The following is a 20,409-nucleotide window of genomic DNA, read 5'->3' as shown; positions in this document are numbered from 1 at the left end:
GCCGACTCGGTCCCCTCCCCCACCCGCTCCGACCCATTTTGGAGGGATATCTCCAATAATGTGGAGAGTACCCTCTAGAACATGGCCAGGCCACCGCGCTTCGACACCCCGCAGCTGCTCGACGCCGCCGTACGGCTGGCGGCCGGGTCCGGGCCCTCGGGGGTCACCATGTCCGCGGTCGCGGCGGCCGTCGGCGCGCCCAGCGGCTCGCTCTACCACCGCTTCCCCGGCCGCTCGGCGCTGCTCGCCGAGGTGTGGCTGCGGACCGTCGAGGGCTTCCAGGAGGGTTACTTCGAGGCCCTGGAGTCGTCGAACGATCCCCGCGCCGGGGCCCGCGCCGCCGCCCGGCACGTCGTGGCGTGGAGCCGCGCCCACCCACAGGAGGCCGCACTGCTGCTGTACGGGGCCCACGACTTCGGCCACGACGACTGGCCGGACGAACATCTGCTGCGGGCCGAGAACGGGAACATGCAGGTCCGGGCCGCCATGGCGGCGCTCGCGGGGGCGCTCGGGATGCACGGCCGCCCCGGCCTGGACCGGGTGACGCTCGCGGTCATCGACCTCCCGCTGGCGCTGGTACGCCGCCATCTGCGCGGCGGCTCCCCGCTGCCCGCGCACGCCGAGGACCTCGCCGAACAGTGCACCGCCGCCCTGCTGGCCGGCGAATGACCGCGGCGGGCGCCCGCGGTACACAGCCGGTCCGGCCCCCTCGCCGACGGGGGGCCGGGCCGGCTCCCGGTCAGCCCGACGTGCAGGTCGTCCGGGTGGCGTGGGCCGGGTCGAGGGCGTTGGCCGTCTCGTGGAAGGCGACGCGGTCGAGGAGTCCGATGGCCACGTGCTCGGAGAGGTCGAGCGCACACAGGTCCTGGAGCACGACATTGTGCACATCGGGGCCGTCGAGGAACTGGGTCCGGTAGGGCGTGACGACCTCGTCGTACCGGGTGGCGAGCACGGTGTAGTGGACCCCGGGGACGGTGTCGCCGCCCTCGTTGAGGCGGCGCAGGATGTCGGAGCCGACGATCTGGTCCGACAGCCCCGGGGTCGACTTGTCGAGGTATTGCTCGGCGCCGGGGAAGTACGGCAGCAGGCGGGTCAGCCCGTCCAGGTCGGTGCCGTGGTTGTCGGGAGCCAGCCCGACCAGCGTGTGCACCTTGTCCGCGCCGCCGTGGAACTTCAGGTACACCCGCGCCATCATGCCGCCCTGCGAGTGGCCGACGAGGTCGGCCTGCCGCGTCCCGGTGGCGGCCAGCACCCGGTCGACGAAGTCGGCGAGCTGCCCTGCGGACGCGTCGACCGGGCCCAGCCCGTGGAAGAACGGGACGCCGGGCAGCTGGCCGTAGTCCAGGGAGAAGACGCAGTAGCCGCGGGCCACCAAGTAGGGCGCGAGACCCAGCCAGTTGTCGACGGAGTTGCCGAGGGTGCCGTGCACCAGGACCACCGGCCGGGGGTGGTCGGCGGAGGGCTTGCAGGAGTAGTTGTTCCAGCCGCTGCTGACGGTGGGGGCGTCGGCGGCGGCGGGAACGGTGGCGGCCCCGAAGGCCAGGGCGAGGGCGGAGAGGAAGGTGAGCGATCTTGACCAGCGCAGCTTCATACGATGCTCCTTGCGGGGTGAGGGGGACTCCGAAGTGCTCGGTGAGCCGTTCACGCGATCCGGATCGCAAGGGCCAACGCAGTTGACTGGCAAGTAAGTTACGGCTGGGTAAGCGGGATGTGCCAGCGGCGTGACGGTGAAGGAAACACCACACAATCCTCACCGGATGTCCGGGGCGCACCACGGCCGGACCGTGCTGTGCGCGGCGTCGCACGACGGCGCTTCCCCTGTCCCGCCGCCCGGGCGACCCGTCGCGGTGGGTAACCCGGTTTGCTCCAGGGCCCGTTGGGGCTCCGGTGGTGCCGCGAGCCCGGTCCGGCCGGAGGACGGTCGATTGTCGGTGGCATCGCGTACATTCGGTGATGCCTTGACCAAGCGAGTGAGGGGAGACGCCGATGGGGACGGCGGAAGCGACGGGGGCGGCGGACGCGGCCGGCCTGGTGGAGATCTCGTCGGCGGCGGAGCTGCGCGAACTGATCGGTGAGCCCTCCTCCCATGCCGCGCACAAGACCCGGCACCGGCTGCACGAACTCGACCGGCAGTGGCTGGCCCGCTCGCCGTTCTGCATGCTGGCCACCGCGGATGCGCAGGGCCGCTGCGATGTCTCACCCAAGGGCGACCCCGCGGGTTTCACCCATGTCCTGGACGACACCACCCTCGTGATCCCCGACCGCCCCGGCAATAAGCGCCTGGACGGCCTGATGAACGTCCTGGCCAATCCGTATGTCGGGCTGGACTACGTCCTTCCGGGGCGCGGCGACACCCTGCGGATCAACGGCCGCGCCCGGCTGCTGCGCGATGCCCCGTTCTTCGACGAGCTGATCGTCAAGGGGAACCGCCCGCGGCTGGCGCTGCTGGTGGAGGTCGAGGAGGTCTTCTACCACTGCTCCAAGGCCTTTCTGCGCTCGGAGCTGTGGAAGCCGGAGACCTGGCAGCCGGACGCCCTGCCGTCGCGGGCCCGGATAGTCAAGGGCGTCGAGGCCCAGGACCTGCCCCTGGAGGAGCTGGAGCGGCACTACGGCCCGCGGTATGCGGAGCGGCTGTACGGCTGAGAGGCCGGGGCGCGACCGGGCGCCGGGGCCGGACCCCGCAGGACCGAAGCCGGGTGCCGGGGCACCGTGGCCGGTGTGTCACGGCCGGGTGGCACCGGGGCCGGGGGGTTTCGCGCCCGGGAGCGGGGGCGGACGGCCGACTCCGCCGAGGGCCGCCGCGGGCCGTATGCTCCCGGTCCCGAAGCGGGCCCTGGCCCGGTCGACGGCCGCCTCGATGCGGTGCGCCCTGTCGTCGGACGGGTCGAAAGACAGCTGACGGGCGGCGAGTTCGGCGCGGCACAGGTCCTCCGCACGCAGCGCCACCGACCGCACCCGCGCCCGCTGCAGCCCGAGCGCGGCGTGCAGGGCGTATGCCGCCTCGGTCAGCGCGGGGCCGTGCGCGGTCGGCCCGTCCAGCCGCCGGGTGCGGGTGGTGGTGGAGCGGTCGGCGTAGCGGACGGTGAGGGTGAGCGCACGGGCCACCTGTCCGCTCGCCCGCATCCGGGCCCCGAGGCCGTCGGCGAGCGAGAGCAGCGCCCGCCGTCGGCGGTCCGGGTCCAGTTCGTCGTGGGCGAAGCGGTGTTCCGCCGCCATCGAGCGGGCCGCGGCGTTGGGGGTCACCGGCGTCGGGTCGATGCCATGGGCCCGCTCGTACACCACCCGGCCGGTCCGCGCGCCGAGGATCCGTTGCAGGGTCGCGGGCGGTGCGGCGGCGACCCTGCCGACGCTGTCGAGCCCGTACGCACACAGGGCGCGCGCGGTCGCCGGGCCGACGCCGTGCAGCGCCGAGGCCGGCCGGCGGTCGAGGAACGCGGCGACGGCGACGGCGTCATCGGGGACGACCCTGATCTCTCCCGGGGCCGCTCCCTGGGCCGCCATCCGGGCGAGCAGCGGGTTGGCGGCGATCCCGATCGTGCACCGTACGCCGTGCCAGGCCAGCGCGCGCAGCCGCACCAGTTCGGCGAGGCCCGCCGCGTCCCGGTCGAAGTAGCGCAGCGCACCGCGGACGTCCGCCAGCGCGGCGTCCGGCGGCAGCACCTCGATCACCGGGGTGAACTGCGCCAGCAGCCGCAGCAGTTGCTCGAAGCATCCGGCGCTCGGCGGGGTGCCGTCGGCGGCCCGGAAGCGGATGTGGAGCACGCCCGGCTGCCGCCCGGCGGGGGCGGCCGCTCGGCCGGATCCGGTGCCCGCGCCGGGGGTCATCCCGCGCTCCCGGGGCTGGAGTGCCACAACTTGCGTCCGGTGGCGGCGCGTTCGCCCGGGGGCTGGAGGTCGGCCCACGGGTGCAGCTCGTAGCCGGTCTCCAGGCGGATGGTGCGGCCCGGGGCGCCGGCCGGCTCGGGCTCCCCGCCGGCGCCGGGCTCCCCGCCGGGCCCTCGGCCCGCCCCGGCCTCCCCGGTGTCCGGCACGGCGGCTCCCCCGTCCGGCCCGGTCGCGAGCCGGGCGGCGACCGCCTCCAGCCCGCCCTCGTGGCGAAGTTCGGCCAGTTCGGCGAGGTTCCAGGCGGCCGCGCCGACCACGCTGAGGCTGCGCGGCCCGCGCCGCTGGACGGTACCGCGCACCAGCAGCAGCCAGGAGTGGAAAATCGTGTGTGCGCACACCTGAACGGGGCTGGGGGTACCTCCCGGGCCGCCAGGGCCCGGGGGAGCGTCGAAGAAGGCGCAGTCGACCAGGCCCGTGCTGTCGTCGAGGGTGGTGAAGATGACCCGCCGGCCGGAGCGGATCGGTGGCGTCTGGGTGGCCGCCTTGGCGCCGGCGACCAGCACCGTCTCCCCGTGCCGGGCCTCTTGCAGCAGCCGGGCCGGCAGCGCCCCCAGCTCCGCGAGGAACTCCTGGTGGTCGGCCATCAGATGACGGGAGGCGTCCATGCCGAGGACGCCCAGCTCGGCGCTGAGCCGTTCGACCTCGCTGAGGTCGGGCAGCCCCGCGGGCTCGACCGGATCGGCCGCCGCCCCCGGCTCCGCGCCCGCCCCGTCGAGGGCCCGGCCCGGCAGCGTCAGCTGGCCGCCGGACGCCTGCCGCCCGTGGTGGTGCAGCTCGGCGACATGCAGCAGCAGATCCCGCCGGTTCGCGCCGAAGGCGTCCAACGCACCCACCCGGGCGAGGCGTTCGGCCACCGGGCGGCCCGGCCTGGCCCGCTGCCACAGGTCCTGGAGCGAGTGGTAGGGCTGCCCCGCCTCGATCCGCAGCGCCTCGGCCTCGCTCATGCCGTGCACATCGCAGAACGCGAGCCGCAGCCCCCAGACCGCGCCGGACCGGCCCCCGGAACCGCCGGAACGGGACCCGGCACCGGACACCAGTTCGATTCGATGAGCGAGGGCCGAGCGGTTCACATCCAGCGGCAGCACCGGCACCCCGCGCCGCCGCGCGTCCGCGAGCAGCAGCCGCTTCGGGTACATCCCGGGGTCATGGGTGAGCAGCCCGGCGTAGAAGGCCGCGGGGTGGTGCGCCTTGAGCCAGGCCGACTGGTAGGTGGGGACCGCGAAGGCCACCGCGTGCGCCTTGCAGAAGCCGTACGAGCCGAAGGCCTCGACGATCTCCCAGGTGCGGGCGATAACTTCGGGCGGATAGCCGCGCCGCCCGGCGCACTGCGCGAACCAGGCGCGGACCCTGCCCTGCAGTTCGGGGTGCGACAGGGCCCGCCGCTTCTCGTCCGCCTCGTCCCGCAAACAGCCCGTCATGATCCGCAGCAGCTCGATGATCTGCTCGTGGAACACCACCACCCCATAGGTCTCGCGCAGCGGTTCCTCCAGGTCGGGGTGCGGATAGCGGACCGCCTTGCGGCCGTGCCGGGCCTCGATGAAGGGCCGCACCATATCGGCGGCGACCGGCCCCGGCCGGAAGAGGGAGATGTCGACGACCAGATCGTGGAAGGTGGCGGGCTGCAGCCTGCCGACCAGATCGCGCTGGCCCGGCGACTCGATCTGGAAGCAGCCGAGGGTCTCGGCCGAGCGGATCAGCTCGTACGTCGCCTCGTCGCCGGGCGGCACCTGCGCGGGGTCGTCGAGGTCGATCCGGCGTCCGGTGGCCCGGCCGATCTCGGCGACCGCGTGCGCCATCGCGGACTGCATCCGCACGCCCAGCACATCGAGCTTGAGCAGTCCCATCTCCTCCACGTCGTCCTTGTCGAACTGGGACATCGCGAAGCCTTCGCCGCTGGTGGGCACGACGGGCGTACGGTCCAGCAGCGTGGCGTCGGAGAGCAGCACCCCGCACGGGTGCATGGCGATCCCGCGCGGCAGCGCGTCCAGCGCCTCGACCAGCTGCCACAGCCGCTCGTCGCCGGCCTCCCGCACCCCGCGCAGCTCCGGCAGTTCGGCCAGCGCCGCCCGCGCGTCACGGGCGCGGATGTGCGGAAAGGCCTTGGCCAGCCGGTCCACCCGCGCCGGGTCCATGCCCAGCGCCGCGCCCACGTCCCGTACGGCGTGCCGCACCCGGTAGGTCTCGGGCATCGAGACCGTCGCGACCCGCTCCACGCCGAAACGGTCGAAGATCGCGCGGTAGACCTCCAGCCGGCGGGCGGATTCCACGTCGATGTCGATGTCCGGCAGCGCCGCCCGCCGCTCGGACAGGAAGCGCTCCATCAGCAGCCCGTGGGCGACCGGGTCGGCGTGGGCGATGCCCAGGAGGTGGTTGACCAGGGACCCGGCGCCGGACCCCCGGGCCGCGACCCGGATCCCCCGCTCCCTGATGTCCGCCACGACCTGAGCGACCGTCAGGAAGTACGAGGGAAAGCCCAGCCGTTCGATCGTGCGCAGCTCGTCCTCCAGCCGCGCCCAGCGCGCACGGTCGCGGTCGTATCCGCGCAGCACCATCCCGGCGGCGCAGTGTGAGCGCAGCACCCGGGCGGCGGTGCGGTGTTCCGCGCCGACCAGCCGCGGCTCGGGGAAGTGGACGCGGCCGAGCCCGATGTCGTCCTGCGGGTCGACCAGGCACTCACCGGCGGTCTCCTCGGTCATGGCGAGCAGCCGGTGGGCGAGATCGCGCCGGAAGCCGGCCGCCTCGGCGATCCGCCCGGCGGTGCGGTGCATCGCGGCGGCGTCCTTGAGCCAGCGCTCACCGGTGTCCCAGGTCCCGGGCCGGTGCCGGTCCACCGGCACCAGACGGCGGGCGGAATCCAGGACGTCGGCGACCGGGCCCTGGCCGGGGTCGGCATAGCGGACCGCGTTGGTCAGGACGGCGCGGATGCCCTGGTCGACGGCGAAGCCGAGGGTGCGGGCGGCCAGCCGCGCCGAGCCGGGTCCGCTGCCGGGCCGCCCGTGGTCGACGACCTCCAGGCGCAGCCCCTCGCCGTACAGCTCCCGCCAGGGGGCGACGAGCCGGGCGGCGCGGTCCGGGCGGCCGGCGGCCAGCGCCCGGCCGACCTCGGAGTCCGGTCCCAGCAGCACGGTCAGTCCGTCCGCGGCGGATTCCAGGGAGCTCCACGGGAGGACGGGCTGCTCGGCCCCGCCCGCGTGGGCGGCCGAGACCAGCCGGCACAGGGCGGCCCAGCCGGCCGCTCCGTCGCGGGCCAGGAAGACGGCGCGGGCGGCGGACTCGTCGAGGAAGGCGCCGCCGCGCACCGGGGTGCGCCGCCGCACGGTGGCGTTGCCGGCCGGGGGGTGCGATACGTGCTCCGCCACGGCGAGTTCGCTGCCGAACAGCGGGCGGACGCCGGCTCCGGCGGCGGCCTTGGCGAACCGTACGGCCCCGGAGAGCCCGTCCCGGTCGGTCAGCGCGAGGGCGTCCATCCCGCGTTCGGCGGCGCGCTCGGCGAGGCGCTCCGGGTGGGAGGCGCCGTAGCGCAGGGAGAAGCCCGAAGCGGTGTGCAGATGCGTGAACCCTGGCATCCGCACCTCCCGCACCTCATCCGCCCCGACCGACCCTGTGTCCCCCGTTCCTCTCTTCCACCATACCCGTCCATCGAACATTCGTACGAAGAGGCGCCGAAGATCACCGCCCCGCCCGTCCGCCGATCGGCCCCACCCGCTCTGCACGACCCCCTCACCGACCGGAGGATAGGGGGACAAAAGCACCGGACCGCCCGCCGCGAGGTGGGAGGGAGCGCTCCATGGCCACGACGGACGACGGCACCCGCACCACCTTCCTCGCGGAGGTGAAGAGCGCGGTGACGCCGCACGCCGCGCTGCTGGTGCTCGGCGTGCTGGGGCTGATGACCGCGTTCATCACGTCGTACACCGGCGCCTTCCACCACCCCCGGCCGACCGGGGTGCCGCTCGCCGTGGTCGCCCCCGCACCGGCCGGCGGGCAGCTGGTGGACACCCTGGACCGGCTGCCCGGCTCCCCCCTGGCCCCGCGCGCGGTGCCCACCGAGCGGCAGGCGCGGCAGCGGATCGCGGACCGGACGGTCGCCGGTGCGCTGATCGTCGATCCGCACGGTGGCACCGACCGGCTGCTGGTGGCCGGTGGCGGCGGCACCTCCCTCGCCCAGGCGCTCGAACTGGTCGTCCGCCCGGTGGAGAAGGCCCGGCACCGCACCGTCCGCACGGTGGACGTGCGCCCGGTCGCACCGGGCGACGGCCGCAGCCTGTCGTCCTTCTACCTCGTCGTCGGCTGGTGCGTCGGCGGCTATCTGTGCGCCGCGATCCTGGCGATCAGCGCCGGGGCGCGCCCTTCCAACGGGTACCGGGCGGTCATCCGGCTGGCCGCGCTGGCGCTGTACGCGATCGCCGCCGGACTGGCCGGCGCGCTCGTCGTCGGGCCGGTCCTCGACGCCCTGCCCGGCACCTTCTTCGGGCTGTGGGGGCTGGGCGCCCTGGTCGTCTTCGCGGTGGGCGCCACCACCCTGGCCTGCCAGGCCCTGCTGGGCATCCTCGGCATCGGCCTGGCGATCCTGCTGATCGTCATCCTGGGCAACCCGAGCGCGGGCGGCGCCTACCCCTACCCCCTGCTGCCCCCGTTCTGGCGCGCCATCGGCCCCGCCCTGCCGCCGGGCGCGGGCACCTGGGCGGCGCGCTCCCTCGCCTACTTCCGGGGCAATGCCCTCACCGGCCCGCTCCTGGTGCTCTCCGCCTGGGCGGTGGGCGGCACCCTGCTCACCCTCGCTCTGTCGGTCTTCCGCACGAAGGATGTGACGCCCTCATGACCATCTCCGCCGGCCGGCTGTCCCACCCCGCGGTCCGTTCCCTGGTCACGGCCCTCAACAACCATGACGAGCAGGCGTTCTTCGGCGCCCTGACCGCCGACGCCACGATGTCCGACGACGGATCCGACCGGGATCTGCGGGAGTGGTGCGACCGGGAGATCTTCGCCACGCGGGGCCACCTGGACGTGCAGTCCGAATCGGACCAGGGGCTGTCCCTCGTCGCCAACTACCGCAACGACACCTGGGGCGAGATGCGGACGCGCTGGAGGTTCACGGTGGCGGACGGCAAGGTCAGCCGCTTCGAAACCGGGCAGGCGTGAGGCCCGTCCCCCGGCCTGCCGTCGCGTGCGGCGCCCCGCCCGCCGGCGGCCGGCTCACATGTGTGTGCCGCCGTCGATCCGGATCTCCGTGCCGGTGATGAACGCACCGTCCTGCGAAGCGAGCATCGCGACCACGCCCGCGACCGTTTCCGGGGCCGCGAAGCCCTCACCGAGGGCCGGGGTGAGCTTGGTGAAGAGGGACATATCGGCGTCGTCGGGCAGCCCCGGGCCGCGTCCGTGGGTCATCCCGCTGGCGATCGAGCCCGGCGCCACGCACACCGCGCGCAGCCCCTGCTTGCCGTACTCGCCGGCGATGGCGTGCGTCATGGACTGGACGCCGCCCTTGCTCGCCGCGTAGGCCGCCATGTACGGGTGCGCGAACGCGGCGGACGTGGAGCTGAAGTTGACCACGACCGGCGATCGGCCCTCCAGGAGGGCGGGCAGCGCTTCGCGGATCATCAGGAACGTACCGGTCAGATTGATCGAGATGATCTTGTTGAAGAGGTCCAGGCCGGTCTCGTGGGTGTGCGCGGAACGCAGGATGCCGGCCGCGTTGACCAGGACGTCCAGACCTCCGAGGCCGGCCACCGCGGCGGCGACGCCGGAGCGGACCGCCGCCTCGTCGGCTATGTCCAGCACCGCCGTCTCCAGCCGGCCGGCCGTCCCGTCCCCGGCGGCGCGGGCGGCGGTGCTCCGCAGCCCCTCCGCGTCGATGTCCGCGGCGACCACCCGGGCCCCCTCGGCGAGGAGCCGGTGGACGGTGGCCTGCCCGATGCCCGAGCCGGCTCCGGTGATCAGAACGCGGCGTCCGTCAAAGCGATCCATGGTCAAGCTCCGTTCTCAGGGTCTCCGGCACGCTAACCCCAAGGTGGCACATTGTGCCAATGTCACATGCTGTGCCGATACGGCATGCCACGTAGGCTGACCTCATGCCACCGGCGCCCGGACCCGCCCCGCTCCCCCGCCCCTCGCTCACCGCGCGGCGCAAGGCCGAGACCCAGCTGGAGATCGCCCGGACCGCGGCCACCCTGTTCGCGGAGCGCGGCACCGCCGTCACCGCCGACGAGATCGCGCGCGCGTCGGGGGTCGCGCTGCGCACCTTCTACCGCTACTTCCGCACCAAGGAGGAGGCGGTGGTGCCGCTGCTCGCCGCCGGGGTGCGGGAGTGGGTCGACGATCTGGCGGCGTCACCGGCCGGTCCGGACGCGCCGCCCGTGTGCGAGGCGCTGGAGCGGGCGGCCCGCCGGGCGCTGACCCCCGCGGACGCGCCGGCCGCCGAGGCGCTGCGCCGGACCCGCGGGCTGCTGCGGGCGATGCCGGGCGACCCGGCGCTGCGCGCGGTCTGGCACCGGGTGCACCACGACGCCGAGGAGGCGCTGATGCCGGTCCTGGAGCGGCTGACCGGCGCCGGCCCGCTGGAGGTACGGCTGGCCGCGGCGGCCGCGAACACCGCGATGCGGGTCGCCGTCGAGCAGTGGGCGGCGGGCGACGAGCCGCCGGACGGCCCCCGGGGGCCGGCGGAGCTGGTGGCGCGGAGCATGCGGGCACTGACGGCGGGGATGCCGGAGCTGACCGGGGCGCGCGGACCGGCAGGGAGTCGCGGACGGGCGGGGGCGGAGAAGTCCGGCCGCACGGCGCGGGGACGGCGTGGCGACGGGCCGGCAGGCACGGAGAAACCGGGCCGGTAGAGCCCCGGGGGGCGTGCGGCGAGGGGCCGCCGGCGGGCCGGTAAGGCGACCCGTGGCGGGCCGGTTCTTACCTCGTCGGACGCCCGGCACCGCTCGGAGGGACCCTCCGGCCCCCCTCTTCGGCCAATCGCCGGAGATCGAAACCCGCCCGAACGGCCGGTCGGTGGCCGGATCCCGGCACACCGGAGACCGCCACCCCTTGCCAGGAGCATGGCGAACGGGGCAACCCCGCTGGCCGCACGGCACTTTCACCCACCCCTGCCGCACCCTCTCCGGCCCGTTCGCGCCATTACCCTCAGCTTTCGAGCAACGACTCAAAGTGAACGCTTCAGGCGCACTCAAGGTGCTTTCGGGATGCGGTTGGGCCAGACTCCCGTCCGGTATCTGCACCTTCGAGATAGGGAGTGTTCGTCATGCGGTACATCACTGGGGCGGTCGCGCTCGGCGCGGCACTGGTTCTGGGCACCCTGGCCACCACGGCGCAGGCCGTGGCCGCCCCGGCGCAGCCCGCGCGGACCGGTGGCCTGTATGCCCCGAGTGAACTGGTGCTGACGGTGGGCCAGGGCGACAGCCGTGCGACCGCCACGGTGCAGCGTGCGGTGACGCTCACCTGCATGCCGAAGTCCGGCGGCAGCCACCCGAACGCGATAGCCGCCTGCGACCAACTGCGCACGGTGGCCGGCGACTTCAGCGCGGTGACCGCCGCACCGTCACAGCGACTGTGTACCAAGGAGTGGGCTCCCGTCGTGGTCACCGCGGACGGCGTCTGGCAGGGCAAGCGGGTGTCGTACAGCTACACCTTCGCCAACCCCTGCACGATGACCGACGGCCGCGGTTCGGTGTTCGACTTCTGACCGGACCGTTCGCGATCCCCGGGCACCGGACGGCGGTGCCCGGGGATCGTCATGTCCGGCAGGTCAGGGCCTCCCGGACCGCGGACCGGTCAGCCGATCTCGGCGCCGTAGGCCTTCAGGGCCTCCGGCACCGGCTGGAAGAAGGTCTCGCCGCCCTTGGTGCAGTCGCCGCTGCCGCCGGAGGTGAGGCCGATCGCGGCGTCCCCGTCGAAGAGCGCGCCACCGCTGTCGCCGGGCTCGGCGCAGACATCGGTCTGGATCAGACCGTCGACCGTGCCCTCCTGGTAGTTGACGCTGGCGTTCAGTGCCTTGACGGTGCCGTCGTGCACCTGGGTGGTGCTGCCGCTGCGCTGCACCTTCTCACCGACGGTGGCCTCCGCGGCCTTGGTGATCTTCTGCGTGCTGCCGTTGTAGAGGTCGACCTCGCTGGGGTGCGGGGTGTCGCCGGTGTACTTGGCGAGGGAGAAGTCGTGGCCCGGGAACGTCGAGGCCTCGGTGGTCGCGATCGCCGAGCCGCCCTGCTGGTCGGACCAGCTCTTGATCTCGTTGCCGCAGTGGCCGGCCGTCAGGAAGTACGGCTTGCCGTCCTTGACCACGTTGAAGCCGAGCGAGCAGCGGGCACCGCTCCCCCAGATCGCGTCGCCGCCGCCGATGAAGGGTTTGAACTCCCCCTTGCTGTGCCGGAGCTCGACCTTGTCACCGAGGCCCTGCGCGACCTTGGCCAGGCGGTCCAGCTTGGCGCCCTTGACCGTGCGGTCGGCGGTCACCACGACCTTGTTGCTCTGCGGGTCGATCCCCCAGGACGTACCGGGGATGGTCGCCTTCGACTTCAGGGTCTGCCGGGCCGAGTCGAGCTGGGCGAAGGTGTGCTTGACGAATCTGGCTTCCGCCCCCTTCGCCCGCGCGGCCCTGGCCTGCGCCTGGTTCACGACATTGACCACCAGCTTCTTGGCCTTGGCGTCGTAGAACGCACCCGCGGTGTCCGTCTTGAGGTGGGAGGCGAGGGCGGTCGCCGCGGCGGAGGTCAGCTTGGCGAGGGCGGGGGTGGCAGGCGGCGCCGGGGACGCGTTGGCATTGGCCAGGGCCACGGTGGCGGTGGCGGCGAGTGCGAGTGCTCCCGCACCCGCGATCACGGCGCGTCGGTTGGGTATGCGACGGTGCTTCAACTCGGGGCCTCCCGTGGGGGGAAGAGCCCGGAAACCGTGGGGAGTTGCCCGGGCCCGGAGAGTGAGGGATGGATACACGGACGGTCCCCCCGGGATGCCGCATCCCTGGAAGCCGCGTCCATGCCGACGTGTGCGCGGCCGAGTATCCCCATCCGCCTCACTCGTGCACAAGACCGAGTACCGGTCTCACATACGGGAGTTCACCATTTCGCCACACGGCGGTCACACCTGTGTCCGCGCCCCTCGGTGCGGAGTGCGGACATCAGCGGGCGTCCGGAAGCTCGGCGGCCTCGCCACGTGTGAGGACTATAGCTGGCCGGAAAACGCCGACCGGAAGCCGCCCCCGGACAACGGAAACCGCCGTACACACCGGCATCAACAGGCATATACGGCGGCCAACGGGACCTCAGGAAAACCGGCAACTCCACCCTGGGGCAAGCCCCCGCGGCAAGCCCTCCACCCCTGCGACAGACCCGCCGCCCCCGCGGCAGGCTCTCCGCCCTACGTCAGGTCCTCCGTCCGGTCCGGCAGGTCCTCCGCCTCCGGGAGGTCCTCCAGCTCCGGCGGCCGCTCGCCCTCCGCCTCACGCTCCACGGCCGCGGGCGAGTCGTCGGACACCTCGGGGGCGGCCGGCCGCTGCGCGCGCCCTCGCACGGCCTCGGCCGCCGCGGTCTCCGCCTGGGCCTGCAGCCCGGAGCGCTCCAGGAACCGCAGCAGTTCGACCGGGAAAGGCAGGACAAGGGTGGAATTCTTCTCGGCGGCGACCGCCACCACGGTCTGCAGCAGCCGCAGTTGCAGCGCGGCGGGCTGGTCGGACATCGCCTCGGCCGCCTCGGCCAGCTTCTTCGAGGCCTGCAGCTCGGCATCGGCGTTGATCACCCGGGCCCGCCGGTCACGGGTCGCCTCCGCCTGGCGGGCCATCGAGCGTTTCATCGTCTCCGGCAGGGAGACGTCCTTGATCTCCACCCGGTCGACGCTCACGCCCCAGCCGATGGCCGGGCTGTCCATCATCAGCTCCAGGCCCTGGTTGAGCTTCTCGCGGTTCGACAGCAGATCGTCCAGTTCGCTCTTGCCGATGATCGACCGCAGCGAGGTCTGTGCCATCTGCGAGACCGCGAAGCGGTAGTCCTCGACCCGGATGACCGCGTCGGCGGCGTCCACGACCTTGAAATAGACGACCGCGTCGACCCGCACGGTGACGTTGTCCCGGGTGATGCCCTCCTGGGCGGGCACCGGCATCGTGACGATCTGCATGTTGACCTTGCGCAGTCGGTCGACGAACGGAACGATCATGGTAAATCCCGGCTCGCGCACCTCGGAGGCCAGCCGCCCCAGCCGGAGCACCACCCCGCGCTCGTACTGCTTGACCACCCGCGCCGCCGCGGCGAGATACACCGCACCCACCGAGGCCAGCGCCACCCCGGTCGCCACCAGCTCTCCGACCATCACAGCTCCCTGGGTGTGCCCTGCGCCATCCGAATTGCCTTGTTTACCATGGTATGCCCGGCTTGGAAGGCGGTCGAGGCTCGCGGTGGGCGGGGCAGGGCCCCTGTCCGCCGGCGGACAGGGGCGGGACGCGCCGCGGACCGCCGGAACCGGCTCCGGCGGTCCGCGGTGCGTACGTCCCCGCGGACCGGGGCCCGCGGCCCGCAGGGACGTCAGCAGGCCGGCGTCAGTAGACGCTCACGCCGTATGCGCTCAGCGCCTCGGTGACGGGCTGGAAGAACGTCGTGCCGCCGGACGTGCAGTCGCCGCTGCCGCCGGAGGTCAGGCCGAGGGCCTTGGTCCCGGAGTAGAGCGGCCCGCCGCTGTCGCCGGGCTCGGCGCAGACGGTGGTCTGGATGAGTCCGGAGACGATGTCGCCGCTGCCGTAGTTGACGGTGGCGTTCAGCGCGGTGACCTTGCCGCTGTGGACGCCGGTGGTCGAGCCGCGGCGGGTGACCGTCTGGCCGACACTGGGGGTGCCGGCGCTGGTGATGTCCTGGCTGCCGACCGTCCCGGGGTGTGCCAGGGAACTGTTGGTGTACTTCACGATGCCGTAGTCGTTGCCCGGGAAGCTGGAGCCGGTGGTCGGGCCGATGCTCGTGGAGTCCGAGGAGTTGGTGTACCAGGGCGGGCTGCCCTCGGTGCAGTGACCGGCCGTCAGGAAGTAATAGGTGCTGCCGCTGCGGACGTTGAAGCCCAGTGAGCAGCGCCAGCTGGGCGTGTAGATGGCGTCGCCGCCGGCGATGAACTTGCGGAAGGTGCCCTGGATGCGGTCGATGCGGACCGCCTCGGCGTTGCTGCCGGCGGCCCGCTCGATCTTGGCGATCCCGGCCGGGGAGACCGTGCGGTCGGCGGTGACGACCAGGGTGTGGGTGGCACTGTCGACCCGCCAGGCGGTGCCGGCGACATCCGCGGCACGGACCGCGCTTCCGGCGGCGCTGAGCTGGGTGGCGCTGAACGTCTTCGCGGGTGCGGGGTTCTGGGCGCTGGCGGTGGGGACGGCGATGGCTCCGACGGCCACCAGTCCGGACGCCACGGCGATCAGCCGGGTACGTCTCGCCACGCCGCTGTGGGGGTTGGTGCGCGCGTTCCTCACTGATTCCTCCGAGGGGGATCGGGAGGCCGCCGGTGGGCAGCCCGTGAGGCGCAGCCGAGGGGCAGGCCGGAATCCGCACGTCCCTTTTCGGCGTGCCCCTGACAAGCGCTGAGCGGAGTGTCGGGCGCACCGCCCCCACAGCGCAAGAGGGGTGACACCCACGTCTTGTGTCCGGCACACGGACGGCACCCCGTTGGGGCCCTCAACACCGTTCTCCGGAGGCTTGGTTGGCGACTCACGTCCGGGGTGCGGGGCGGCGGTCCGGCCGGGCGTGGGGCGGGCGGTCCGGCCGGTCCGCCCGCCCCTGCCGTCAGCGGGCGAGCGCGCCCGCCCGCGCCGGGCCGCCGGCCGTGTGCCGCCGTACGACCTCGTCCATCAGCGCGGCCAGCACCTCGCGTACGGACCGGCGCCCCCGTGCGTCACAGGCGAGCGCCGGGACCCCGGAGTCGATGCCCAGCGCCTCACGGACCTCGTCCAGCTCGAAGTGCCGGGCGCCGTCGAAGCGGTTGACCGCCAGCACGAACGGGGTGCCGCGCTCCTCGAAATAGTCCAGCGCCGGGAACGAGTCCTCGATCCGCCGGGTGTCGACCAGCACGATCGAGCCCAGGGCGCCCTCGACCAGGTCGTCCCAGAGGAAGGAGAAGCGGTCCTGACCCGGGGTGCCGAAGAGGTAGAGCACGAGGGTGGGGTCGAGCGTGATCCGGCCGAAGTCCAGCGCGACCGTCGTGGTGGTCTTGTCCTCCACCCCGGCCAGCGAGTCCACTCCGACGGAGACCTGGGTGATGGCGGCCTCGGTGTCCAGCGGCTCGATCTCGGAGATCGCACCGATGAACGTGGTCTTGCCGACGCCGAGACCGCCGCTGATCACGATCTTCACGGCGAGCGGTGCGGCTTTGTCAGAGCGCCCTGACATGGTCCCTGATCCTCTCCAGGACATGGAGCGGCAGCTCCTTGGGTTGTTGACAGACCAGCAGTCCGGCGACGACCAGATCGGCGATGAGCACCTTGGCCACGCCCAGCGGCACCCCGGTCTTCTGCGCGACCTCTGCCACCATCGTCGGCCGGGCGCACAGCGCCACGATCCGGCGACGCTCGAACTCCAGGCCCGCGAGCGACGCGTCGGGCCCGGCGACCACCAGCGTCTCCAGGCGCAGCCCGTCGTGCATCGGCTCGGCCCGGCCGCCGGTCATGATGAACGGACGGACGAACAGCTCCTCCGCATCGGCTTCCTCGCTCATCGCGGCAGGACCTGCCGCAGATCCGCGATCAGCGCCGGGTTGAGCAGATCCCCGGCCCGCTCGGCCAGCACCGCCATCTCGTAGCCGACCAGGCCGAGTTCGCCGGTGCTGTCGGCGAGTACGCCCAGGCAGCTGCCGTCCCGGATCGCCGAGACCAGCAGAAAGCCGCGGCCCATCTCGATCATGATGAGTTTGACGCCGTCGAACTCATAGCGGCGCGAGGCGCTGCGCGCCAGGCTCGACAGGCCCGAGACCACCGCCGCCAGATGATCGGCGTCGGTCCGGCCCAGGCCGTCGGAGACCGCGATCAGCAGCCCGTCCGAGGAGACGGCCACCGCGTCGCGCACCCCGTCCGTCTTGCGGACGAAGCTGGCCAGCAGCCAGTTGAAGGTCTGTGAATCGCTGTGGAGATCGACGCTCACTTCTCGTCACCCTTCGTCGCCGTCCCGGCCGTCTCCGGCAGGGCGTCCTGACCGCTGTCCTGACCGCTGTCCCGACCGCTGTCCTGCCCGGGCTCCGCCGCGCCCGTCGCCTGTTCCGTCGCCTGTTCCTTCTCGCGCTCCTTCTCCACGCTGATCCCGCCGCGCATATGGGCGCTGCGGAGCGTGGCGAGCATGCCGGACACCTCGTCGGGGCTGCGGTCCGGAGTGGGGGCGGCCTGCTGCTGCCAGCGCGGGGCCGCCGCCTCGTTCACCGCTGACTGGATGGCGCTGCGCCGGGCGCGCTTGACCAGCCCGTTGCGGGTACGGGACCCGGCCGAGCCGCGGGCCGCGGCCGGGGTCGTGGCCACGGCTGGGGTCGTGGCCGTTGATTCCTGCGAGGCGCGCGGGTGCGGCAGCGCCTCGGCGGCCCGGTCGTCCGCGGCGGGTCCGGCCGCGGGCTGCGGCTCGGCGGGGGCGTCGGCCGCGTCGTGCCGCTCGGCGCCGTCGTCCGCGCGGGGTCCGGCCGCCGGCCGGCTCTTCTCCGGCGTCGCGGCCCGCTGCCCGTCCCGTGTGCCGGGGGCGTCCGCCGCGGCCGCCGCCGCGGACGGCTCGGTGATCAGGCTGCCCGGGACGAGCACCCGGGCGACGGTGCCGGCGGCCGGTGCCTCGCCGAGCCGGACCTCGATACCGCACCTGCGGGCCAGCGCGCCGACCACGAAGTGCCCCAGGAAGCGGGTCGGTTCGGCCATGAAGCCGGCCATGCCGGAGAGCCGCACATTGGCCTCGGCCATCGCCGGGGCGGTCATGCCGGTGCCGTGGTCGACGATCGCGATGAGGTAGCCGGCGCTGGTGCGGCGGCCCTCGACCTCCACCTCGGTGTCCGGGGGCGAGAAGCTCAGCGCGTTCTCGACCAGTTCGGCCAGCAGATGGGCGATCTCGGAGGCCACCGCACCGCTGAGGAAGCCGGCGTCGACCCGACGCAGCGTGACCCGGCGGTACTCCTCCACCTCGGAGAGCGCCGCCCGGATCACGTCGGTGACGGACAGCGGGGTGGCCGAGGTGCGCGGGCTGGCCTCACCGGCGAGCACCAGCAGGCTCTCGGCGTTGCGGCGCATCCGGGTGGCGAGGTGGTCCAGCTCGAAGAGGTTGGCCAGCGTCCCCGGGTCGGCGTCCTCGTGCTCCAGCCGGTTGATGAAGCTGATCTGACGCCGCACCAGGTTCTGGTTGCGGCGGCCGAGGTTGACCAGCGACTCGGTGGCGTTGCGGCGCAGTACGGCCTGCTCGGTGGCCAGGTCGTAGGCCACCTTCTGCATCTGGTCGAAGGCGTCGGCCAGCTGCTGGACCTCGGTGCCCGCACCCCGCGGAACGGTCAGCGGGCCGGGAGGTGCGGGCGAGCCGTCCCCGGACTGCACCCGGGCGACGGCGTCGGGCAGCCGCTCGCCGGCGACCTCACGGGCCTGGCGGGTGAGCGAGCCGAGCGGCCCGGAGACCGAGCGGGCGGCGCCCACGGCCAGCGCGCCGAGGGCCAGCACCGAGCCGAGGGCCAGCAGCCCGAAGAGCACCAGGGTCCGGGTGGCCTCGTCCTGCAGGGCCGAGGCGCGGTCCGTGATGTCCCCGCCCAGGGCGATCTGGACGGTGCGCAGCCCGTTGATGGTGGCGGTCGCCGCGTCGTACCAGGCGGTCGGCGGCACCGTCGCGGGCGCCGGCATCGCGCCGCGCCCCTCGACGATGACCTTCTCGTAGCCGAAGAGCCGCCGGGCGACCGGGGTCGAGAGCGCCTCGTCCACCTCCCGCCGCTGCTTCGCGGAGGCCCACGCGGGATAGGAATCCAGGGCCGCCAGCCGCCCGGAGCGGGCGGTCATGAAGCGGGTGTAGTCCTCGCCGTGGAACCGCCGGGCGTGCAGCGAGCCGAGCACGACGGCCCGCTCCTGGCCGGTGAACTCCTTTGCCGTGCCGAGGACTTGCAGCGCCTGGTAGTCGGAGCGCAGCTCGCCGTCGCGGACCTCGACCAGACCGAGCCCGAGCCGGTTCAGGGCGACATCGGTCTCGGTGAAGTAGTCGTAGGTGCGCTCGACCTTGCCGGAGCCGCGGTCCGCGGCGGTGCGGATGTCCCGCAGGGCGTTGACGCGGACCAGGGCGGCGCGCACGGCGCCGGCGGCGCGGTCGTGACGGCCGGCGAGCGCGTGGTCCACCGTGCGGCGCGCGGCGTCGGTGAGCGTGCGCTGGGCGAGCATCCGGTCGTGGAACTCCCGGATGCCGCCGACGTAGCCGGTGGTCAGGCCGCGTTCCTTCTGGTGCTCATGGATGAAGCCCTGGAGGGCGTCGGAGAGCCGGGCGTCGGCCGCGGTGATGCCGGCGTTCTCGTAGTCGCCCACCTGTCGCGCCGCGGAGAAGCCCAGCAGGGCCAGGAGTATCGCGAGGGAGACGGCCAGGATGCGGATGAGCTTGGCGCGGATGGTGCGCGGCGCCACGACGGTGGCCGTCAGCGTCCGCCGGAGGCGCCGGTACCCGGCGCGGGTGGTCTGAGATTCCACGTACAGAACTTTCGAGGGAAGTTGATGCGGTGCGCAGATCACGATCTGCTGCCGTGTCAACGACCCTCGGATGGGCCAGTCACCCGATCATCGTCCTATTTCCCGGTGGTGCGCCGGCGCCTTTGGCATTTGCCCTGGTCCCGTGCACGAACCTACCCGGGGGTTCGCTCCGCCTTTCACCGGCCACTTTTCGACATCAGGCCGGTAAAATACCTACCGTCACGTTCTTCATACTGTCAGTTTCCCTATGGGGCGCGTAAGCTGATGCCGCGCCACCCTCTTTGCACCAGATGTGTCACGAACCCCCCGTGCGGCGGCTATCCACTTGGCACACCCTCCGCCTCATGGACGACGATAGGGGCGGACACGCAGAGACCGCGGGTGAGAGGAGGCGTCAATGGGATCGGTGCGCAAGGCGAGTGCCTGGCTTGGCCTCGTCGACGACAGTGATGACGAGCGCTACTACGACGACGACTACGCCGAGGGACCCGATGCCGGTGACTCGGGTGACAACCACCCGTGGGTCACCGACCCCCGGGTGCGGGTGGCCGATGAGGCCGCCCAGGACCAGGGCACCCGCATCGCCACGGTCTCTCCGGAGAGCTTCCGGGACGCCCGCGGTATCGGCGAGCTGTTCCGGGACGGCGTCCCGGTCATCGTCAATCTGACGTCCATGGACTCCGCCGACGCCAAGCGGGTGGTGGACTTCGCGGCCGGGCTGACCTTCGGTCTGCGCGGTTCGATCGAGCGCGTCGCGACCCGGGTGTTCCTGCTGACCCCCGCCGACTACAAGGTGCTCAGCGGCGAGGCCCGCGGCCACCGCAACGGCGGTTTCTTCAACCAGAGTTGAGCGGACCCGGGCCTGCGCACAGGGCCGGGGACCGCGGCGGCCGCCGCCG

General features: G+C 73.2%; 18 protein-coding genes. 7 read left to right on the top strand and 11 right to left on the bottom strand.

The window, feature by feature from the left end:
• The first annotated feature begins 81 nt into the window (after positions 1-81).
• Positions 82-669 carry a TetR/AcrR family transcriptional regulator gene (locus tag OIU81_RS29115; protein ID WP_329152527.1) on the top strand — a complete coding sequence of 196 codons (588 nt, stop codon included), beginning with the start codon at positions 82-84 and terminating at the stop codon, positions 667-669.
• 70 nt (positions 670-739) lie between these two features.
• Here the strand turns inward: OIU81_RS29115 and OIU81_RS29110 are convergent, their stop codons facing one another.
• Positions 740-1,591 carry an esterase/lipase family protein gene (locus OIU81_RS29110; protein WP_329152525.1) on the bottom strand — a complete coding sequence of 284 codons (852 nt, stop codon included), beginning with the start codon at positions 1,589-1,591 and terminating at the stop codon, positions 740-742.
• A 395-nt stretch (positions 1,592-1,986) separates the two neighbouring features.
• Between OIU81_RS29110 and OIU81_RS29105 the strand changes: the two genes are divergently transcribed.
• A complete protein-coding gene (locus tag OIU81_RS29105; RefSeq protein ID WP_329152523.1) occupies positions 1,987-2,643 on the top strand; it encodes a pyridoxamine 5'-phosphate oxidase family protein in 657 nt (218 codons plus the stop codon).
• 78 nt (positions 2,644-2,721) lie between these two features.
• Here the strand turns inward: OIU81_RS29105 and OIU81_RS29100 are convergent, their stop codons facing one another.
• Both OIU81_RS29100 and OIU81_RS29095 read right to left on the bottom strand, forming a co-directional pair.
• Positions 2,722-3,825: a DNA polymerase Y family protein gene (locus tag OIU81_RS29100; protein WP_329152521.1), complete on the bottom strand. Its 1,104-nt coding sequence runs from the start codon at positions 3,823-3,825 to the stop codon at positions 2,722-2,724.
• Positions 3,822-7,451 carry a DNA polymerase III subunit alpha gene (locus tag OIU81_RS29095; protein ID WP_329152519.1) on the bottom strand — a complete coding sequence of 1,210 codons (3,630 nt, stop codon included), beginning with the start codon at positions 7,449-7,451 and terminating at the stop codon, positions 3,822-3,824. The genes OIU81_RS29100 and OIU81_RS29095 overlap by 4 nt, the downstream gene beginning before the upstream one ends.
• Positions 7,452-7,672: 221 nt before the next feature.
• Here OIU81_RS29095 and OIU81_RS29090 point away from each other — a divergent pair, with 221 nt between their 5' ends.
• A complete protein-coding gene (locus OIU81_RS29090; RefSeq protein ID WP_329152518.1) occupies positions 7,673-8,707 on the top strand; it encodes a DUF3533 domain-containing protein in 1,035 nt (344 codons plus the stop codon).
• Positions 8,704-9,027, top strand: a complete 324-nt coding sequence (locus OIU81_RS29085; RefSeq protein WP_329152516.1) for a nuclear transport factor 2 family protein — start codon at positions 8,704-8,706, stop codon at positions 9,025-9,027. The genes OIU81_RS29090 and OIU81_RS29085 overlap by 4 nt, the downstream gene beginning before the upstream one ends.
• A 54-nt stretch (positions 9,028-9,081) precedes the next feature.
• On the opposite strand, the gene OIU81_RS29080 is transcribed toward OIU81_RS29085, so the two are convergent.
• Positions 9,082-9,852: an SDR family NAD(P)-dependent oxidoreductase gene (locus tag OIU81_RS29080; RefSeq protein WP_329152513.1), complete on the bottom strand. Its 771-nt coding sequence runs from the start codon at positions 9,850-9,852 to the stop codon at positions 9,082-9,084.
• A gap of 104 nt (positions 9,853-9,956) precedes the next feature.
• Here OIU81_RS29080 and OIU81_RS29075 point away from each other — a divergent pair, with 104 nt between their 5' ends.
• Both OIU81_RS29075 and OIU81_RS29070 read left to right on the top strand, forming a co-directional pair.
• Positions 9,957-10,715, top strand: coding sequence for a TetR/AcrR family transcriptional regulator (locus OIU81_RS29075; protein WP_329152510.1), 759 nt, complete (start codon positions 9,957-9,959; stop codon positions 10,713-10,715).
• 413 nt (positions 10,716-11,128) lie between these two features.
• Positions 11,129-11,569: a subtilase-type protease inhibitor gene (locus OIU81_RS29070; RefSeq protein ID WP_329152508.1), complete on the top strand. Its 441-nt coding sequence runs from the start codon at positions 11,129-11,131 to the stop codon at positions 11,567-11,569.
• A gap of 89 nt (positions 11,570-11,658) precedes the next feature.
• Here OIU81_RS29070 and OIU81_RS29065 read toward each other — a convergent pair whose 3' ends face one another.
• The 7 genes from OIU81_RS29065 to OIU81_RS29035 all read right to left on the bottom strand — a co-directional run bounded on the left by OIU81_RS29065 (position 11,659) and on the right by OIU81_RS29035 (position 19,510).
• Positions 11,659-12,735: a S1 family peptidase gene (locus OIU81_RS29065; protein WP_329152506.1), complete on the bottom strand. Its 1,077-nt coding sequence runs from the start codon at positions 12,733-12,735 to the stop codon at positions 11,659-11,661.
• Between the two features lie 501 nt (positions 12,736-13,236).
• Complete coding sequence (locus tag OIU81_RS29060) at positions 13,237-14,181, bottom strand: slipin family protein (RefSeq protein ID WP_329152504.1); 945 nt, start codon at positions 14,179-14,181, stop codon at positions 13,237-13,239.
• 226 nt (positions 14,182-14,407) lie between these two features.
• On the bottom strand, positions 14,408-15,316 hold the full coding sequence (locus tag OIU81_RS29055; RefSeq protein ID WP_329152502.1) for a S1 family peptidase: 909 nt from the start codon (positions 15,314-15,316) through the stop codon (positions 14,408-14,410).
• 310 nt (positions 15,317-15,626) lie between these two features.
• Complete coding sequence (locus OIU81_RS29050) at positions 15,627-16,229, bottom strand: GTP-binding protein (protein ID WP_329152500.1); 603 nt, start codon at positions 16,227-16,229, stop codon at positions 15,627-15,629.
• Complete coding sequence (locus tag OIU81_RS29045) at positions 16,213-16,554, bottom strand: DUF742 domain-containing protein (protein WP_329152499.1); 342 nt, start codon at positions 16,552-16,554, stop codon at positions 16,213-16,215. The genes OIU81_RS29050 and OIU81_RS29045 overlap by 17 nt, the downstream gene beginning before the upstream one ends.
• Positions 16,551-16,976: a roadblock/LC7 domain-containing protein gene (locus OIU81_RS29040; protein ID WP_329152497.1), complete on the bottom strand. Its 426-nt coding sequence runs from the start codon at positions 16,974-16,976 to the stop codon at positions 16,551-16,553. The genes OIU81_RS29045 and OIU81_RS29040 overlap by 4 nt, the downstream gene beginning before the upstream one ends.
• Positions 16,973-19,510: a sensor histidine kinase gene (locus OIU81_RS29035; RefSeq protein ID WP_329152494.1), complete on the bottom strand. Its 2,538-nt coding sequence runs from the start codon at positions 19,508-19,510 to the stop codon at positions 16,973-16,975. The genes OIU81_RS29040 and OIU81_RS29035 overlap by 4 nt, the downstream gene beginning before the upstream one ends.
• Positions 19,511-19,907: 397 nt before the next feature.
• Between OIU81_RS29035 and OIU81_RS29030 the strand changes: the two genes are divergently transcribed.
• Positions 19,908-20,360 carry a cell division protein SepF gene (locus tag OIU81_RS29030; protein ID WP_329152493.1) on the top strand — a complete coding sequence of 151 codons (453 nt, stop codon included), beginning with the start codon at positions 19,908-19,910 and terminating at the stop codon, positions 20,358-20,360.
• Positions 20,361-20,409 lie beyond the last annotated feature (49 nt).

The organism is Streptomyces sp. NBC_01454 (assembly GCF_036227565.1).
In the GTDB taxonomy this organism is placed as follows: Bacteria; Actinomycetota; Actinomycetes; order Streptomycetales; family Streptomycetaceae; genus Streptomyces.
This window is presented reverse-complemented; position numbering and strand designations above follow the sequence as displayed.

What these genes read in the sequence shown, in the direction of transcription:
- OIU81_RS29030 (WP_329152493.1), top strand. Translation starts at nt 19,908, where the DNA reads ATGGGATCGGTGCGCAAGGCGAGTGCCTGGCTTGGCCTCGTCGACGAC.
- OIU81_RS29070 (WP_329152508.1), top strand. Translation starts at nt 11,129, where the DNA reads ATGCGGTACATCACTGGGGCGGTCGCGCTCGGCGCGGCACTGGTTCTG.
- OIU81_RS29110 (WP_329152525.1), bottom strand. Translation starts at nt 1,591, where the DNA reads ATGAAGCTGCGCTGGTCAAGATCGCTCACCTTCCTCTCCGCCCTCGCC.
- OIU81_RS29080 (WP_329152513.1), bottom strand. Translation starts at nt 9,852, where the DNA reads ATGGATCGCTTTGACGGACGCCGCGTTCTGATCACCGGAGCCGGCTCG.
- OIU81_RS29100 (WP_329152521.1), bottom strand. Translation starts at nt 3,825, where the DNA reads ATGACCCCCGGCGCGGGCACCGGATCCGGCCGAGCGGCCGCCCCCGCC.
- OIU81_RS29115 (WP_329152527.1), top strand. Translation starts at nt 82, where the DNA reads ATGGCCAGGCCACCGCGCTTCGACACCCCGCAGCTGCTCGACGCCGCC.
- OIU81_RS29095 (WP_329152519.1), bottom strand. Translation starts at nt 7,451, where the DNA reads ATGCCAGGGTTCACGCATCTGCACACCGCTTCGGGCTTCTCCCTGCGC.
- OIU81_RS29090 (WP_329152518.1), top strand. Translation starts at nt 7,673, where the DNA reads ATGGCCACGACGGACGACGGCACCCGCACCACCTTCCTCGCGGAGGTG.
- OIU81_RS29050 (WP_329152500.1), bottom strand. Translation starts at nt 16,229, where the DNA reads ATGTCAGGGCGCTCTGACAAAGCCGCACCGCTCGCCGTGAAGATCGTG.
- OIU81_RS29060 (WP_329152504.1), bottom strand. Translation starts at nt 14,181, where the DNA reads ATGGTCGGAGAGCTGGTGGCGACCGGGGTGGCGCTGGCCTCGGTGGGT.
- OIU81_RS29045 (WP_329152499.1), bottom strand. Translation starts at nt 16,554, where the DNA reads ATGAGCGAGGAAGCCGATGCGGAGGAGCTGTTCGTCCGTCCGTTCATC.
- OIU81_RS29105 (WP_329152523.1), top strand. Translation starts at nt 1,987, where the DNA reads ATGGGGACGGCGGAAGCGACGGGGGCGGCGGACGCGGCCGGCCTGGTG.
- OIU81_RS29085 (WP_329152516.1), top strand. Translation starts at nt 8,704, where the DNA reads ATGACCATCTCCGCCGGCCGGCTGTCCCACCCCGCGGTCCGTTCCCTG.
- OIU81_RS29075 (WP_329152510.1), top strand. Translation starts at nt 9,957, where the DNA reads ATGCCACCGGCGCCCGGACCCGCCCCGCTCCCCCGCCCCTCGCTCACC.